Origin of the sequence: Kitasatospora sp. NPDC058478 (assembly GCF_042720345.1) — a bacterium.
Classification (GTDB): domain Bacteria; phylum Actinomycetota; class Actinomycetes; order Streptomycetales; family Streptomycetaceae; genus Kitasatospora.
In genome coordinates this window covers 98,369-115,357 of record NZ_JBHXML010000020.1, presented here as the reverse complement: position 1 = coordinate 115,357, position 16,989 = coordinate 98,369, and the positions used below count along the sequence as shown (strand labels likewise).

8 protein-coding genes are annotated in these 16,989 nt (G+C 77.1%); 2 read left to right on the top strand and 6 right to left on the bottom strand.

Features of this window, described 5'->3' with window-relative positions; translation table 11 throughout:
• Positions 1-103 precede the first annotated feature (103 nt).
• Both ACFWPT_RS13765 and ACFWPT_RS13760 read right to left on the bottom strand, forming a co-directional pair.
• Positions 104-2,494: an ATP-binding protein gene (locus ACFWPT_RS13765; RefSeq protein WP_380481852.1), complete on the bottom strand. Its 2,391-nt coding sequence runs from the start codon at positions 2,492-2,494 to the stop codon at positions 104-106.
• A gap of 308 nt (positions 2,495-2,802) precedes the next feature.
• A complete protein-coding gene (locus ACFWPT_RS13760; RefSeq protein WP_380481850.1) occupies positions 2,803-5,556 on the bottom strand; it encodes a BTAD domain-containing putative transcriptional regulator in 2,754 nt (917 codons plus the stop codon).
• A gap of 351 nt (positions 5,557-5,907) precedes the next feature.
• Between ACFWPT_RS13760 and ACFWPT_RS13755 the strand changes: the two genes are divergently transcribed.
• Positions 5,908-8,727 (top strand): BTAD domain-containing putative transcriptional regulator, encoded by a 2,820-nt coding sequence (locus tag ACFWPT_RS13755; RefSeq protein ID WP_380481848.1) that lies wholly within the window; start codon positions 5,908-5,910, stop codon positions 8,725-8,727.
• 75 nt (positions 8,728-8,802) lie between these two features.
• Here the strand turns inward: ACFWPT_RS13755 and ACFWPT_RS13750 are convergent, their stop codons facing one another.
• Positions 8,803-9,501 carry a sigma-70 family RNA polymerase sigma factor gene (locus tag ACFWPT_RS13750; RefSeq protein ID WP_063350556.1) on the bottom strand — a complete coding sequence of 233 codons (699 nt, stop codon included), beginning with the start codon at positions 9,499-9,501 and terminating at the stop codon, positions 8,803-8,805.
• 217 nt (positions 9,502-9,718) lie between these two features.
• The gene (locus tag ACFWPT_RS13745) at positions 9,719-10,069 is read right to left on the bottom strand and encodes a hypothetical protein (RefSeq protein ID WP_063350555.1); all 351 of its coding nucleotides are present in this window, start codon (positions 10,067-10,069) and stop codon (positions 9,719-9,721) included.
• A 616-nt stretch (positions 10,070-10,685) separates the two neighbouring features.
• Here ACFWPT_RS13745 and ACFWPT_RS13740 point away from each other — a divergent pair.
• Positions 10,686-12,005, top strand: coding sequence for a MinD/ParA family protein (locus ACFWPT_RS13740; protein ID WP_380481846.1), 1,320 nt, complete (start codon positions 10,686-10,688; stop codon positions 12,003-12,005).
• 229 nt (positions 12,006-12,234) lie between these two features.
• Here the strand turns inward: ACFWPT_RS13740 and ACFWPT_RS13735 are convergent, their stop codons facing one another.
• Positions 12,235-13,545, bottom strand: coding sequence for a S8 family serine peptidase (locus ACFWPT_RS13735; protein ID WP_380369969.1), 1,311 nt, complete (start codon positions 13,543-13,545; stop codon positions 12,235-12,237).
• Positions 13,542-16,979, bottom strand: a complete 3,438-nt coding sequence (locus tag ACFWPT_RS13730) for a right-handed parallel beta-helix repeat-containing protein (RefSeq protein ID WP_380481843.1) — start codon at positions 16,977-16,979, stop codon at positions 13,542-13,544. Before ACFWPT_RS13730 ends, ACFWPT_RS13735 begins: the two co-directional genes overlap by 4 nt.
• Positions 16,980-16,989: the final 10 nt, after the last annotated feature.

Genomic DNA, 16,989 nt, shown 5'->3' with positions numbered 1-16,989 from the left:
GTCGTCCGACAACACCAACTCGACCTTTGGTCGACCCGTCCGCGCCATAGGCCAAGTCTATATTTATGAATGAAATTCCAGACTCAGGACACTAGTGCGGACCTCACCCCGTCCGGCGCCGCCCCTGCCGGGGGCCGTCCGCGCTGAGGTCGGTGAGCGCCTCGGTGAGGAGTTCGCGGGCCTCCTCGGCGCGGCCCTGCTCGATCAGGGCGGTGCCGAGCTCGGTGAGGGTCTTGGTCATGCTGTCCGGCCGGCCGACCTCCTCGTAGTGGGTCAGGGCCTGCCGGTAGGCCTTCTCGGCGGCCGGCCAGCGCCCCAGCGCGGCGCGGTCCAGGCCGAGTTCGTGGGCCGTCATGGCCGCCGCCAGGTGCATCAACGGCGAGGACCAGCGCTCCACCAGCTCCAGCGCGCCGGCCAGCGCGCGCCGGCGGGACTCCACCGCCTCCTCGGCCCGGCCCGAGTCGCGCAGGCAGTTGGCCGCGCCGCGCAGCGTGACCAGCCGGCCGATCCAGCCGGCGCGGCTGTTGACGGCGGCGAAGGCGTCCGCGGCCCGGTGGTAGGCGTCGATGGCCTCCCGGTGCCGGTGCAGGTGCCGAAGGCCCGCCGCGAGGTAGGTCAGCGCCCAGCCCTCCTGCTCGCGGGCGCCGATCCGGCGGGCCAGTTCCAGCCCCTCGTTGGCCAGGTCGATGCCGCGCTGGTAGCGGTGCAGGCAGGTGACGTACGTCCACGCCAGGTAGTTGACGTGGACGGCCTCGGCCAGCTGGTCGCCGCAGGCGCGGGCCGCGTCGACCGACAACTGGAAGACCTCGGCCCAGATGTCCCAGCTCAGCAGCCGGTCGGAGAACCAGTGCATGGCCTCGGCGGTGTCGATCACCTCCCGGTGCCGGCCGGCGGCGAAGGCCTGGTGGAGGGCGGCCAGCCACTCCGGGTGCTCCTCCTCCAGCCAGCGCGCCGCCTCGGTGAGCGGCACCGGGGGGCCGGTCCGGTCCGCGTCGGCGTCGGGGTCGGCGTCGGGGTCCGCCGTCGCGTGGTCCGGGTCGAACCGCAGGCCGTACTCGGCGGCCCGGTTCAGCAGCCAGTCACCGGCCCTGGCCCGGGCCTGCGCCACCGCCTCGGGGCCCTCGTCGGCGTCGAGCCGCTCGCCCGCGTAGAGCCGGACCAGGTCGTGCAGCCGGTAGCGCTCCGGGGTGGCGAGTTGCACCAGCCCGGCGTCGATCAGCTGCTCCAGGACGAGTTCGGTCCGGCCGGGCGGCAGGCCCGCGTAGGCGGCGGCGACGGCGGCGGTGAAGTCGTGCCCGGCGGTCAGTGCGGAGCGGCGCAGCACCAGCTGGGATTCGGCCGGCAGCCGCCGGTAGGACAGCGCGAAGGCCGGGCGGACGGCCAGGTCCCCGGTTTCCAGCAGGTCCAACCGGTGTTCCTCGGCGGCCAGTTGGCGCACCAGATGGCTGACCGGCTGCTGCGGGCGGGCCACCAGCCGCTGCCCGGCGATGCGCAGCGCGAGCGGCAGGTAGCCGCAGAGCCGGGCCAGTTCGGCGGTGGCGTCGGGCGCCGCGTCGATCCGCTCGCGGCCGGCGATCCGGGCCAGCAGGTCGGCGGCCTCGCCCGGGGCCAGGGCGTCCAGCCGCAGGCGGAGCACCGACTCCAGTCCGGGCAGGGCGTTGCGGCTGGTCACCAGGGTCACGGCGGGCCCGGAGCCGGGCAGCAGCGGGCGCACCTGGCTCTCGTCGGCGACGTTGTCCAGGACCAGGACGAGCCGGCGCTCGCGCACCAGGGCCCGGTAGAGGCCGGCCCGCTCCTCCGTCCCGGCGGGCACGGCGTTGTCGGCGACGCCCAGGGCGCGCAGCACCTGGCCGAGCGCGTCGCGGGCGGAGAGCGGGGTGGCGGCCATGCCGCCGAGGTCGAGCGAGAGCTGCCCGTCGGGGAAGAAGGGGGCCAGGGTGTGGGCGGCGTGCAGGGCGAAGGCGGTCTTGCCCAGACCGGGCTGACCGCTGATCAGCACCACCCGGGGGTGGGCGGGCCGGTCGTCCTCGGCCAGCTCGGCCAGCAGGGCGAGGGCGTCCTCGCGGGCGGTGAAGTCGGCGATGTCGCGGGGCAGCGCGAGGGCGCCGGGCACGAGCGGGGCGGCGGGCGCGGCGTCCCCGGTCTCGGCCGGTCCGACGGGGGCCGGGGCGGGGGCGGCCGGTCCACGGGTGGGGGCGGCGGCCGACACCGGCCTGGTCCCCCGGGGGCGGCCGCACTGGGCGGCCCGGTCCAGCGCGGCGGTTTGCGGGGCGTCCAGGCCCAGCGTCTCGGCCAGGGCCCGGACGGTACGCCGCTGCGGCCCCCGGGTGCGGCCGCGCTCCATGTCCCCGACGGCGCGCAGGCTGACGCCGGCCGCCGCGGCGAGCTCCTCCTGGGTCAGGCCCGCCGCCACCCGGTGCCCGGCCAGCAGGCGGCCGAAGTCGCCGGCCCCCTCGGAGTCCGTGCCCGTTCCCGTGCCGCTCACAGCCGTCATGTCCCGCCCCTGCTAGCGCCGTTACTTCTGCCAGGCGTTGTGCCTGATCGACCGTCCCAGGCAGAAGTATTCCCGGGCAGAAGTATGCCTCGTACCCAGCTCTTTCCCAGCATCGAGCGCCCAGCTCAGGCGCCGGGCACCCCGGCGCGGGCCGCGGCGTCCCACCCGCTGGTGGGACGGCCGCGCGTGCTGGTTCTGCCCATAGTTCCGCCTGTGGTTGCGCCGATCGGACGGGACGAACAGGGCGAGCGGGCAGGGCGAGCGGTACGGGCGGGACAGGGCTGCTGCTGCGGCGGGGCGGCGCACCGTCAGCGCTCCCCCGCCGCCAGGGCCCGGGCCTGCCGTCTGGCGACGGCGCCCTCGGTGGTACGGCCCAGTTCGCACAGCAGGTCCGCCAGCAGGCCGTGGGTGCGGGACTCCAGCCCGGTGTCGCCGACCGTGCGGCCCAGGGCGACGGCGAGTCGGGCCGTGGACAGGGCGGCGTCGCGGCGGCCGAGCGCCTGCAGGGCGCGGGCCCGGCTCTGGGTGGCGAGGACGGCCTCGGCGCCGGAACGGGTGGTGGCGACCCGGACGGCCTCGTCGGCGTGGACCAGGGCCGGGCCGGGGGCGCCGGCCAGGACCAGCGCGTCGGCGAGGTCGGTGAGCGCGCGGACGAGCAGGTCGCCGACGGCCGGGGTGCGGGCCGCGCTCACCAGGTCGGTCATCAGCGGCAGGGCCTGGTCGTAGCGCCCGGCCCGCAGCAGTGCACCGGCCACCCGGGCCCGGCAGTGGTGGCGCAGCAGTTGGTCGCCGGCCCGGTCGGCGGCGGCCACGGCCCGTTCCAACTGCTGGACGGCGGTGCGGTGGGCGGCGCGGTCCACGTGCAGGACGGCGAGGTCGGTGGCCAGCCGGGCGACGGCCGCCTGGTCCGCGCAGCCGTGGGCGGCGCGCAGGCCGGCCTCGGTGACGGCGCGCCAGTGCGTCCGGTCGTGGCCGGTGGTCTCGTACAGCAGGCCTATCCGGTGGGCGAGCTGCCAGGATTCGGCGGTCCGGCCGAACTGCTCGGCGCAGACCACCACCGCGCGCAGGGCGCTCTCCTCGCGGCGGAACCAGGCGGCCGCGTCCGCCGGGGCCGCGCCGCCGCCCTCGGGCGTCCAGGCCGCGGTGGTCCAGCCTCCGGTGGTCCAGGCCGCGGTGACCGCGAGGTAGTGGGCGATCAGCCGGTCGAGGGCGACGAACCGGTCGTCGCAGGTGAGTTCGGCGGCCTGCCCGGCCGCGTAGCGCCGGACCAGCTCGCGCCGGGCGTAGCGGCCGGGCGTGGTCTCCTCCAGCAGGTGGACGGCGTCGAGGCGGGTCAGCAGGGTGCGGGTGGTGGCGGGCGGCAGGTCGGCGAGCGCGGCGGCGGTGGCGGTGTCGATCACCGCGCCGGGGTGCAGGCCGAGCAGGGTGAACAGCCGGGCGGGGGCGGGCGGCAGGGTGCGGTAGGTGTGGTCCAGGGCGGTGGTGACGCCGATCGGGCCGCGGTCGGTGCCGGCCAGGGTGGCGAGGCCGGTCTGCTCGTCGGCGAGTTCCGCGGCCAGGTCGCCCAGGGTCCAGCCGGGGCGGGCGGCCAGCCGGGCGGCGGCCAGCCGCAGGGCGAGCGGCAGGTGGTCGCAGGCCGCGGCGAGGTCGGCGGCCGCCTGCGGTTCGGCGGCGACCCGGGCCGGGCCGAGGGTCCGGGCGAGCAGTTCGGCCGCGTCCTCGGCGCCGAGCACGCCCAGCGGGAGCGGGATGCCGCCGTCGCGGACCAGCAGGTCGCGCAGCCGGCTGCGGCTGGTGACGACGACGACGGGGGTGCCGGTGTCCCCGTCCCCTGGAGTCCCGACGGCCCCGTCCCCCGGCGGGGGCGGGTCGGGCAGCAGCGGGGCGAGCTGCTCGTACGAGCGCGCGTCGTCCAGCACGATCAGCAGCCGGCGGCCGGCCAGCAGTTCCCGGTAGCGCTGCTCCCGCTCCTCGGGCGAGGCGGGCAGGGCTCCCGCCGGCTCGCCGAGGGCGAGCAGGAACCCGGCCAGCACGTCGGCGGGTTCGCGGGGCCCGGCCGGGTCGAAGCCGCCCAGCTCGGCGTGCAGGACTCCGTCGGGGAAGTGCTCGGCGGACCGCTGCAACCAGTGCTGGACCAGGCTGGTCTTGCCGACCCCGGCCGGCCCGGTGACCAGGATCGGGTGGCCGGAGCGGACGGCGGCGGCCAGGGCCTCGTCGAGCCGGGCGAATTCGGCCGACCGGCCGGTGAACCTGCGGTCCGGCGCACCGCGCCTCGGAAGCCGGGCGGGTCTGGGCAGCCCGTCCCGCTCGGGGCCGTCCGCCGACCGCTCACCGGCGTGGCGCAGCTCCGGGCCGGGCGGGCCGGAGAGCCGGGCCACCGCCCGGTCGTACCAGGCCGCCGCCTCGTCCCGGCGGCCGGCCTGGTCGAGGCAGCGGACCAGCCGGGCGGCCAGCGTCTGCCGGGTCGGGTGGGCGGCCGCCGCCTCGGCCAGCTCGGCGGCCAGCTCGCCGCCGCGGCCGGCCCCGAGCAGGCCCTCGGCGAGCCGGTCCAGGGCGCGCAGCCGCAGGTCGGTGACGTGCGGCAGGGTGCGCTCGCGCAGCAGGACGGACCCGCAGTCGACGAGGGCCGGGCCGCGGAACAGGTCCAGGGCGGCGCGCAGCAGGGGCACGGCCGGATCGTGCGGCTCGGGCTCGGTGCTCGCGGCGGGCGCGGCCGGGGCGGGCCGCAGCACGCCCGCCCGGTCGCAGAGCCCGCGGAAGTGCAGCAGGTCCACCCGGTCGGGGTCGCCGGCCAGCAGGTAGCCGGCGCCGCGGGTGCCCAGGGTGAGCCCGGGGCAGTCGAGCAGTTGGCGCAGGGCCGCGACGTGCCCCTGGAGCGCGGCGCGGGCGGTGGGGGGCGCGTCGCCGTCCCAGACCAGCTCGATCAGCTCGTCGGTGCCGACGGTCTGGTTGAGCCGGATGGCGAGGGTGCTCAGCAGGGCGCGGCGTTTGGGGGCCGAGGGTGTGACCGTCGTCCCGTCGTCCCGTCGTACGGCGACCGGCCCGAGCAGGTCGATGTGCATGCGGCCCTCTCCTCCCCTGTCGCCGATCGGATCCGCCGCCGACGACAACCTCCGGCGTCTTCCCGGCGTCGTCAGAGGATAGGCCTGGTCCGGTCACGTGCACGCGGCCGGATGGGGTCTGCTCGGGATTTGTGGATCTTGTCGGGTCGAACGCGGGCCCCGCGGGTTCCGCAGGGCCCGGGCTCGACGTCCGTTGCGCCGGGCGCCGCCACCCGGTGGCGCCCGGGGAGCGGGCGATCTGGCGCGAACAGGACACTTCAGGGCACTACACTGCTCCACCCCGGGGCACGCCCGGGACATCAATGGGGCGGGGGGACGCCCTGCCCGTCGTGGGGTGAAGTGGGGGTACTGGTGCGGATTCGGCTCCTCGGCCCGGTGGAGCTGCGGGCCGGGGCGGACGGCTTCGCCTCGCTGCCGGGGGCGCAGCGCAGGGCGATCCTGGCGCTGCTCGCGTTGCGGCTGGGCCGGGTGGTCGGGGTGGACGGCTTCTGCGAGCTGCTGTGGGGCGAGCGGCCGCCGGCCAGCGCCCGGGCCGCCTTGCAGGGGCACGTGGCGGCGCTGCGCAAGGCGATCGCCGACACCCCGTTCGTGCTGCACACCCGCTCGTCCGGCTACCTGCTGGCCGGTCCGGCCGAGGAGGTGGACGCGCTGTGCTTCGAGGCGCTGACCGACCGGGCCGCCGAACAGGCCGGGCTCGGCTGCGCCACGGCGGACGCGCAGGCGATCGCGCTGCTGGAACAGGCGTTGCGGCTGTGGCGCGGCGAGGCCCTGGCCGACCTGCCCGACACCGCCGTGCGCGCGGCCGTGGTCGACCAGCTGGAGCAGGCCCGCACCGCCGCCGTGCTCAGCTGGGCCGGGCTGCGGCTGCGCCAGGGCAGCGGGGTGGCGGCGGTGCCGGCCCTGGAGCAGCACGTGCGGACGGACGGGCTGCGCGAAGAGCTGGTGGCGCTGCTGATGCGCTGCCTGCACCAGGCCGGCCGGCCGGCGGACGCGCTGTCCGCCTACCACCAGGCCCGGGTGCGGCTGGACCGCGAGCTGGGGATCCGGCCCGGCCCGGCGCTCCAGGCGGCGCTCGCCGAGGTGCTGTCCGGGGGCCGGGCCGAGCAGCCGGCCCCGGCCCGCTCGGCGACTCCTCCGGCCGCGCCCCGGGTGCCCCGTCAACTCCCGCGCCGCCCGGTCGACTTCGTCGGCCGGGACGGCGAGAGCCACTGGCTGGACGGCGAGTGCGGCCCGGAGCGCGCCGGTGACGGCCTGGCCCTGGTGGTCGGACCGGCCGGGGCCGGCAAGAGCGCGCTGGTCACCGCCTGGGCGCACCGCCGCGCCCCGCACTTCCCGGACGGGCAGCTGTTCGCCGACCTGCGGGGCCTCGACCCGGCCGGCCCGGCCGACCCGGAGGCCGCCCTCGGCGGCTTCCTGCGGGCCCTCGGGGTCTCCGAGGGCGCCGTCCCCGAGGACCGGGACGGCCGGGCCGCGCTGTACCGCGACCGGACCAGGGGGCGGCGCCTGCTGGTGGTCCTGGACGACGCCGCCGATGCCGACCAGGTCGCCGACCTGCTGCCGCAGGGGCCCGGCTGCGCCGCCGTGGTGACCAGCCGCGGCTCGCTGGAGGGGCTGGTGGCCGCCGACGGTGCGGCCCTGCTGCGGCTGCCCCCGCTGCCCCAGGACGACTCGCTGCGATTGCTGGAGCGCGCGCTCAGCCCCGACCGGCTGCGGGCCGAACCGGCCGCCGCCGCCGAACTGGCCGGGCTCTGCGACCACCTGCCGCTGGCGCTGCGGATCGCCGCGGCCCGGCTGGCCACCCGCCCGGACTGGACGATCGCCGAACTGGTCGCCGAACTCGCCGACGAGCAGACCAGGCTGCCCGTCCTGGACGCCGACGGCGCGACCGGCGTCACCACCGAACTCCTCCTGACGTACCGCCGCCTCTCCCCCGGCGCCGCCGAGCTGCTCACCCTCCTGGCCGCCCACCCGGGCCGGGAGGTGGACACCCTGACCAGTGCCGCCGTGCTCGGCACCGACCCGGCCACCGCCCGCCGGTCGCTCGGCGAACTCGCCGCCCACCACCTGCTCACCGGTGCGGCGCCCGGGCGCTACGGCCGCGCCGAGCTGGTCCGGCTGTTCAGCACCGGGCTGCTCGCCGAGCAGCCCGAGCCGCGCCGGCGCCTCGCCCGGGAGCGGCTGCTGGACTACTACCAGGCGGCGCTGCGGCAGGGCGGCGAGTTCATCGAGCCGGGCCAGGACGGTTTCGACACGCTCGTCCACCCGCCGCGGGCCCTGCCGCCGGCCGACGGCATCCGCGCCGCACTGGACTGGTTCCAGGCCGAGGAGCCCGCGATCCGCGCGCTGATCACTAGCACCGCCGACGACCCGGACCGGGTCTGGCGGCTGGCTCAGGCCGCCGGCCCGCTGTACTACGGCTCCAGCCGGTTCACCGACTGGCTGGGCTGTCTGCGCGCGGGCGTCCGGGCGGCCGAGCGGTGCGGCGACGAGCTGGCCGCCGCCCAGTTGCACGGCTCCCGGGCGAACGCGCTGCTCGGGCTGGAGCGCCGTCAGGAGGCGGCCGAGGCGGCGCGCCGGGCGGTGGCCGCCGGCGAGTCCGCGACCGGGCCCGCGGGCCGCGCCGCGTACGCCCGCGCGCTCGCCACCCAGTCGCTGATCACCGCGATCCTGGGCAGCGCGACCGAGGCCGCCCGGCTGGCGTCCGGCTCGGCCGCGCTGGCCGTGGAGTCCGGCGACCCCCGGCCGCTGGCCGTCGCCCTGGTCCACCACAGCTGGGTGAGCATGCTGGCCGGGGACCGGCAGGGCGCGCTGCGGCAGGCCCGGGAGGCCAGGGAGCTGCTGCCCGCCCGCCCGGTCACCTCGATCCATCTCTGGTCGATGCTGACCGAGGCGCACACCCTGCCCCCGCAGGGGCGCAGCGAGACCGTCGACCTGGCCTGGCACCGGCTGCTGGCCGGCTGCGAGGAGGCGGGCCTGCTCTACCTCCAGGCCATCGCCGAACAGTCGCACGCCGCCTACCTGCTGAGCCGCGGCCGTGAACCGGAGGCCCTGGACCGGCTGCGCTCGGCGCTCGACCGCTTCCGCAGCCACGATCAACTGGCCGGGGTGCAGAGCGAGTTCACCACCAGCCTGGAGGAGTCGCTGAACTCGCGCTCGCCACGCCGGCACTGACCGGCCACCGGGCGTCCGCCCCCGGTCGCCGGGAGGCGGTCACCGGAGGCCGGTCAGCGGGAAGCCGGTCAGCGGTCAGCGCGAGACGGCGGCACCCGAGCGGTCGAGCGCGGCGGCCTGGCCGCGGCCGTCGGCCGGGCCGTAGCCGTGCTCCGCCGCGAGGACCGGGCGCAGCGCCCGGATCGCGTAGAAGTTGCGGGACTTGACCGTCCCCGGCGGCACCCCGAGCCGGGCCGCCGCCTCCACCACCGAGCGGTCCCGCAGGTGCAGTTCGACCAACACCTCGCGGTGGTGCTTCTGCACCCGGCGCAGGGCCAGCGCGATGTCCCGGGCGACGACCACCTGCTCGTACGGGTCCTCGGCGAGCGGACGGTCCTCCAGCGGCTCGCCGATCACCTCCTTGGCGCGGGCGGCGGCCATCCGGTAGTGGTCGATCGCGATCCGCCGGGCCACCGTGAACAGCCAGGGGCGGCTCTGCTCGGCACCGGCCGCCAGCGCCTCGGGGTGCTGCCAGGCGCGCAGCAGGGTCTCCTGGAGGATGTCCTCGGCCTTGCCCCGGTCGCCGCCGGTGGCACGCAGCAGCGCGCGCAGCAGGTAGCCGCCGTGCAGCCGGTGGATCTCGGCGAGCGTGTCCGGGTCGAGGGTCGGGCGGGCCGCCTTCGGCGTGCCGGGCGCGGGGGCGGATCCCGTGGTGGCCGACGGGTCCGTGCCGGCCGGCGGGCCGACGGGCGGCTGGGCGACGGACGTGGGCTGGGCGACGGGCTGCTTCGACACGCGCGGCCTCTCAGATCGGGCAAGGGCAGGGCGACACACCGACCGGACTTCCCCGGCGGCTACAAGCAGCAGACTGCCCGCAGCCGCCAAGGCCGCACCAACGATCCGCCAACGCCCCGGCCCCGCACGGCCGGGCCGCAGGCCAGGACTCCGCACGGCCACCTCCCGGCCATCTCGCGGCCACCCCGCGCCCATCCCGTGGCCACCAGGCCGCCCCTCAGGCCTCGTTGAGCACGCGCACCAGCTCCTGGACCCCGTCCTCCCCCCGGTGCTCGATCAGCACCGCGACCCAGGTCGCCAGCTGCTCCCGCTCCACCGCCGACCAGGCCGGTGCCGAGGGGTGCTCGTCGACCACCAGCGCCGCCGCCAGCTCCCGCAGCCCCGGTGCGGGCTCCGGCCTCCACCGCTCGGTCGGCAGCGCCCGCAGGGCGAGCCGCCGGGCGGCGGCGGTCACCTCCTCCGCCGTGCCCTCGGGCACCACCAGCGCGGGCGGCCCGGGCCTGCTCGGCTCCTCCTGCCGTACCAGCGCCGCGACGACCTCGCGCACGTCCGGCCCGTCCGGATCCATCGTTGTCCCTCCCCCATCCCGTCCCACGGGAGTCACGCCGGCTGCTCCTGCATGGCACTCGTTCCGCATCGAGTGCCATCCGAAGACGGTATCTACTGACAGCCGGTCCAGCAGAGGGTTTTCCGGTACGGCCGGGCAGCTGCCGCTCAGCTGCCGCCCGCACACCGGTTCGGCCGGCGACGAGGCCCGAACGAGAGGACCTAGCCGACCGGCCGGTGCTCGGGGGTGCAGGCCGGGCGGCCGATGCGGTGGGGGGTGGTGCCCATCAGGTCCTCCAAGCGCGGGGGAGGCACAGTGCGCGCCCCGACCCGCTCAACGGGCCGTCCGCCGGGGGCGGTTCACCCTGCCCCGGCGACGGCGCCGGGTGAACCGGAACCGGCCCGCCATCCGTAGACGTCGCCCGGCTCCACCGGGCCGTGCTGGGCCGCGCACGGCCGGGAGCCCCTTCCCGAGGGGGGTGGGACGCGAGCGGGCCGCAGCGTCCCGCGCTCCCGTTGAACGGTGCTCCCGGCCCGGGCCGTTGAACCGATCGGACGGCCCCGTACCCGGCCGGCGCGGGGGGCGCCGGAATCCGGTGCACCAGACAGGGCCGACACGGCGAGCAGGAGGCGAACACATGGCGGCCGACCACACGCACACCGGGCGGGTGCACCGTCTGACGCAGGGCCCGGACTGGGACCTCGCCCCCGACTACGGCCCCGTCCTCCCGGCGGCCGGCGCCCTGGCCGTCGCAACGGCGACCATCCCGAGCGCCGTCCCCGCTGCCGGGCCGAGCGCCGCGCCGCCCGCCATCCCCAGCGCCGTCCCGAGTGCCGCGCCGCCCGCCGGACACCTCGCCGGGCCGGACTGGCAGCAGCCACTGGATGTGCTCGGGACGGTCCTGGTGCCCCCGCAGGCGCGGCCGGCCCCGGCCGCGCTGCCCCCGGAGCCGTTCGCCCTGCTGCCGCAGCTCCCCCAGGCCGCGCTTCCGGCCATACCGGTCATGCCTGCCCCACTGGCCCCACAAACCCCGCACTCCGCGCCGCCGCAGGCCCCCGCCGCACGGCGGGGCCGCCGCACCCTGGGCCTGCCCGCCGGCCTGGGCCTCGGCCGGGGAGAGCGGGAACGGGAACGGGAACGGCTGACGGCGGCCATCCGCACCCCGCTCCACCGCTCCTTCCGGATCGCGGTAATCGGCCTCAAGGGCGGTGTCGGCAAGACCTCGACGACCCTGGCGCTCGGCTCCGTCCTCGCCGAGATCCGCGCCGACAAGGTGGTCGCCGTCGACGCCAACCCGGACACCGGCACCCTCAGCAAGCGGGTCCACCGGGAGACCGGGGCCACCGTCCACGACATGCTCGCCGCCGAGGCCACCATCACCGGCTACATGGACGTCCGCCGCTTCACCTCGCTCACCCCCAGCGGGCTGGAGGTCCTGGCCAACGACTCGGACCCGGCGATCGCCAACAGCTTCAGCGGCGAGCACTACCGGCGGCTCGTCGACCTGCTCGCCCGGCAGTACCCGATCATCCTCGCCGACTGCGGCACCGGCCTGCTGCACAGCTCCATGCGCGCCGTCCTCGACCTCGCCGACCAGCTGGTCATCACCGCCACCACCAGCATCGACGGCGCGAGCAGCGCCGACGCCACCCTGGAGTGGCTGTACACCAACGGCTACGGCTCGCTGGCGCAGCGCAGCGTGACCCTGATCTCCAGCGTCCGCAGCAGCGGCCGGACGATCCGGGTGGAGGAACTCGTCGCCCACTTCGAGAACCGCTGCCGCGGCGTCGTGGTCCTCCCCTTCGACGAACACCTGGCTCTGGGCGGGGAGTTCGACCCGGCCAAGCTGCGCCCCAAGACCCGCCGCGCCTACCTCGACCTCACCGCCCTGGTCGCCGAGGGCATGCACTTCGCCCCGCCCGCCGCCGGCCCCCACGCCGCCGCCGCCCTCCACTAGGGCGTGTCTGACAATTCCCGCCGCGCGCTGATCCGCCGCGAATTGTCAGACACGCCCAAGCCCGGATCGAGCAGCCCGGCGCCTGCACGGCACGGGCGGCACCGCCGCCCGGTGGCGGGCAGCGTCCACCACCGGCCGGACAGGGCCTGAACGCCCCGCCCGTGTCGGTGGCACGGGCGGCCCCGCACCGCCCTGCCGGCCCAGGGCGCGGAGGGCTCCCGTCGGCCCGTCAGACCGACCAGCGGCCAGGGCGCCAGGCCCGGCGGCGGCCCGTCGCGCAGACCACGGCGGTGCCGACGACCAGGGTGACGCCGGCGATGATCCCGCCGGCGATCAGGGTGGCCTGCCGGGCAGCGGGGTCGGGGGGCGGGGACTGGACCAGGGACACCGCCAGGGCGGGCCCGGGGGTGGCCGGGGGCCCGTCCTGGAGGGGGGCGCTGAGGGCGGCCAGGGGGTCGACGGTCCCGTACCCGAGGTGCGGGTCGGGCAGGGCGGTGCCGGGGTGGTAGGCGGTGGCCCGGAGCCGGTCGGCGAGCCGGGCCGGGGTGAGGTCGGGCCGGTAGGCGAGGGCGAGGGCGGCGGTGCCGGCCGCCAGGGCGGTGGCGAAGCTGGGCCCGGCGGCGGTGAAGTAGCCCTTGCCGCCGGGGCCGACGCTCAGCACGGCGTCGCCCGGGGCGACCAGGTCGACCCGGACCGCGTCCGCCGCACCGCTGGGCGGGGCGCCGTTGGGCGCCAGGTCGGAGACCGCCAGGACGCCCGGGAGGGCGGCCGGGAAGGCCGCGACGGGGGGCGAGTTCGGGGAGGACTGGGAGCCGCCGCCGCCGTCGGGGGCGGCCGGAGCGATCACCAGGGCGCCCTTGCCGCCGGCGTAGCGGACGGCGTCGCCGAGTTCGGCCTCGCCCGTCGACAGCGCCAGGCCGACGGCGATGATCCGGGCGCCGCCGTCGGCCGCGTCCCGGATGCCCTTGGCCAGCAGGGCCGGGGTGGTGTTCCCCACGTCGTCGGTGACGGCCACGCCGAGGATCCGCGCCTCGGGGGCGAGACCGGCGAAGCCGATCCCGTCCTGGCGCCGGGCGGCGATCAGCCCGGCGAGGAAGGTGCCGTGGCCGACGCAGTCGCGGGTGGAGTCGCCGGGGCCGTACTCACGCGGCCCCGGCGTGAGGCGGCCCTCCAGGACCCCGGACGCCGGGTCGACCCCGGAGCCGACCACGGCGACGGTCACCCCGGCGCCGCGGCTGAGCTGCCAGGCGGCCTCGGGCCGCAGGTAGGTCTGCGCCCACGGGGTCCGGTCGGTGCCCTTGTCGGAGGGCTTGACGCAGCCGTCCGGCCGTCCGGCACCCCGGTTCTGGCCGATGACGGGCAGCGCGGCCGGATCGGCCGCGCCTGAGGTGGCGGCCGTGCCCGAGGTGGCGGCCGGCGTCGGGGCGGAGGTCGCGGCGGGCCTCGGGGCGGCCCAGGCGGGGGCGGCCGGGACCAGCAGGGCGCCGCAGCAGAGCGCGGCCGCGGCGGCCCGGGCCGGGCGGCCCGGTGCGCCGGTCACACCGCGCTCCCCTGCGGCAGCCCGGGGATGTCCTGGGGCAGCAGCAGGCTGAGCTCGGACAGGTCGCCGACGTCGAGCCGGGCGAGCCGCCCCGCCTGGCGGGTGACCATCGCCTCCAGCGTCTGCCGGGCGAAGCGGCCGTTGCCGAAGTTGCGGTCCCGGGGGACGGCCGCGCACAGCTCGCCGAGGAGGGCCAGGGTCTCCGGTGCGCAGACGTAGCCGGCCTCCTCCGCCTGGCGGCGCACGATGGTGACGAGTTCGTCCGCGCTGTAGTGGTCGAAGGCGATCTGCTGGGGGAACCGGGAGGCCAGACCGGGGTTGGAGCTCAGGAAGCCCTGCATCTCCTCCTGGTAGCCGGCCACGATCACCACGACCTCGTCGCGGTGGTCCTCCATCAGCTTCATCAGGGTGTCCACCGCCTCCTGGCCGAAGTCGCCGCTCGCGGCGCCGCCGCGCGGGGTGAGGGTGTAGGCCTCGTCGATGAACAGCACGCCGCCCCGGGCGCGTTCGAAGGCGTCCCGGGTGAGCTGGGCGGTGTGCCCGATGTAGCGGCCGACCAGGTCGGCCCGGGCGGTCTCGACCAGCTGGCCGCGCGGCAGCACGCCGAGTTCGGCGAGCAGTGCCCCGTAGAGCCGGGCGATGGTGGTCTTGCCGGTGCCGGGCGGGCCGGCGAAGACCAGGTGGTGGCTGATCCGGGCGGTGGGCAGGCCGGCCTCCTCCCGGCGGCGGGCCTGGGTGATCAGGTTGACCAGGTTCTCGACCTGCTCCTTGGCGGCGGTGAGGCCGACCATGGCGCGCAGCTGGTCGAGCAGGTCGCTGCCGCCTTCGGCGCCCGGTCCGCCGGCCGCGGCCGCGCGGGCCGCGTCGGAGTGCTCCTCGCCGAGGTCCTCGGGCAGCAGTCGGGCGAGGTCGGCGTCGGTGATGTCGGCCAGCTCGGCCAGCCGGGAGGCCTGACGGTCCACCATCTCCTCGAACACCTTGCGGGCGGCGCGGCCGTTGCCGAAGTCGGCGCCCTTGGGCATCCGCGTGAAGTGTGTGCCGAGCACCTCCCGGGTGGCGTCGGCGAGTTCGTAGCCGTGCCCGACCGCGGCCCGCTCGACGATGGTGACCAGTTCCTCCGCCGAGTAGTTGCGGAAGTCCACGGTGCGGCTGAACCGGGAGGCGAGGCCGGGGTTGGAGCCGAGGAAGGAGCGCATCTCGTCCGAGTACCCGGCGACGATCACCACCACGTCGTCGCGGTGGTCCTCCATCAGCTTGACCAGGGTGTCGATGGCCTCGCGGCCGAAGTCCGGCCCGGTGCCGCCGCCGGATCCGGCGGACAGCGTGTACGCCTCGTCGATGAACAGCACGCCGCCGAGCGCCGACTGGAACACCTCGGTGGTCTTGATCGCCGTGCCGCCGACGATGGACGCCACCAGGTCGGCCCGGGCGACCTCGGTGAGGTGGCCGCTGCGCAGCACGCCGAGTTCGGCGAGGATCGCCCCGTAGAGGCGGGCGACGGTGGTCTTGCCGGTGCCGGGCGGGCCCGCGAAGATCAGGTGCCGGCCCATCGGCAGGGCCGGCATCCCGGCCTGTTCGCGGCGCCGGGCCAGCTTGTTGAGGTTGACCAGGGTGGCGACCTGCTCCTTGACCCCCTCCAGGCCGACCAGCGCCTGGAGGGCCGCCTGCGGGCCCTCGGGCTCGGGCGGCGGCAGGTCGTCGGCCGGGCGCTCGGCCTCGGCCTCGGCGCCGTCGGCCTCGGGCGCGCCGGCCGGGCGGGCGGCGGCGGGAAGGTCGTCGGCGCCGGCGGTCGCGGTGCCGTGGCTGTCGGCCCGCCCGTTGTCCCGGCTGGTCAGGTTCTCCACCGAGAGCCGCTCGCTGGGCCTGGTCTGGCACAGGCCCGAGCCGCGGTTGCCGGTGACGGTGCAGCCGGTGATCCGGATCGGTTCCTCGGACTCGGCGCGCAGCCCGTCCCGGGTGTTGCCCACCAGCTCGCAGCCGGTCAGGGCGGCCCGGCTGCCGGCGGCCAGCAGCACGCCGTGCCGGCGGTTGCCGTGCACCCGGGAACGGGCCATGGTCAGCTCGCCGCCGTCCTCGACCACGATCCCGTCGCCGGTGCACTCGGCCACGTCGCAGTCGCGGAGCGAGGCGACGCCGCCCGGACCGACCTCGATCCCCGGGGTCCCTGCGGTCTTGGCCGTCCCCGGCGCGCCGGTCGCGGCGGTACCGCGGACCGTGGTGCCACCGACCTGGGTGTTGCCGCCGTCGGCCACCAGCAGCGCGGCCCGGCCGGTCGCACCCAGCACGCAGGACTCCAGCCGCCCGCGGCCCTCCCGCAGCACCTCGACGCCGTGGCCGCGCACGTCGGCGATGTCCAGTCGGCGCAGCAGCGGGTTGGCACCGTCCCGCACGCTCACCCCGGCGCCTCCCGCGCCGCGCACCTCCAGCCGGTCGAACTCGGCGGCGCTCTCGCCGACCAGTTCCACCCCCGCCTCGCCGCTGTCGCCGACCGCGGTCCGGGTCAGCGACGGGCTGGAGGACTCGTCCACCACGATCCCGGCCGCCTCCGCGCCGGCCACCTCGCACTCCTCGAAGGTGCCCCGGGAGCGGCCGGTGACGTGGATGCCGTGGCCCTTGGTGCGCATCGTGCGGCAGCGCCGCACCACCGGGTCGGTGCCGCCGGTGAGGACCAGGCCGTGGCCCCGGGTGGCGCTGACCGTGCAGTCCTCCAGCAGCACCTGGGCGGTCGAACTCAGGTAGATGCCGATCGAGGCGTCCCGGACGGTGGTGCGCAGCACCCTGGTCGTGCTGTTCTCCTCCAGCGCGATGCCGGGCTTGTCGGTGGCGGAGATCTCGCAGTCCTCGATCGAGCCGCGGCCCTCGCCGTTGGCGCACACCCCGTTGCCCCGGGCGTCGCGCAGCACGCAGCCCCGGATCACGGGGTTGGCCCGCTCGCCGATCACCACGGCGGAGCTGCCGAGGTGCTCGACCACGCAGTCCTCGATCACGCTGGAGCCGGTGGAGGTCTCCACGATGCCGGCCCCGGCCGGGTTGACGACCCGGCAGCCGCGCATCGCCAGGGCGCCCTGCTGACGGGTGAGCACGGCCGTCCAGGAGTTGCCCGCCACCTCGCAGTCCTCCAGGGCGGCCTGGCCGCGCGGGACGTCGACGGTGGGCAGCTCCTCGTCCTGGCCCTGGAGCACCAGCCCGGTCAGCTGGACGGCCTCGGCCACCACCTGCACCACCGCGCCCCGCCGCGGCGAGATCCGGACGCTGCCCCGGGCCTCCTCGGCGGTGATGGTCACCATCTTGGTGATCACCAGGTTCTCCTCGTAGCGGCCCGGGCGGACGCTGATCACCGTGCCGCTGCGGGCCGCCTCCAGCGCGGCGCCGATCGTGCGGTAGCCACCGCCGTCGCGCTGCTCCGCACTGACCGTCAGCACATGGCGGGTCATGGTGCGTTCT

Excerpts from the sequence above, each read along its gene's own strand:
- ACFWPT_RS13760 (WP_380481850.1), bottom strand. The coding sequence starts at position 5,556 with ATGCACATCGACCTGCTCGGGCCGGTCGCCGTACGACGGGACGACGGG.
- ACFWPT_RS13745 (WP_063350555.1), bottom strand. The coding sequence starts at position 10,069 with ATGGATCCGGACGGGCCGGACGTGCGCGAGGTCGTCGCGGCGCTGGTA.
- ACFWPT_RS13730 (WP_380481843.1), bottom strand. The coding sequence starts at position 16,979 with ATGACCCGCCATGTGCTGACGGTCAGTGCGGAGCAGCGCGACGGCGGT.
- ACFWPT_RS13740 (WP_380481846.1), top strand. The coding sequence starts at position 10,686 with ATGGCGGCCGACCACACGCACACCGGGCGGGTGCACCGTCTGACGCAG.
- ACFWPT_RS13765 (WP_380481852.1), bottom strand. The coding sequence starts at position 2,494 with ATGACGGCTGTGAGCGGCACGGGAACGGGCACGGACTCCGAGGGGGCC.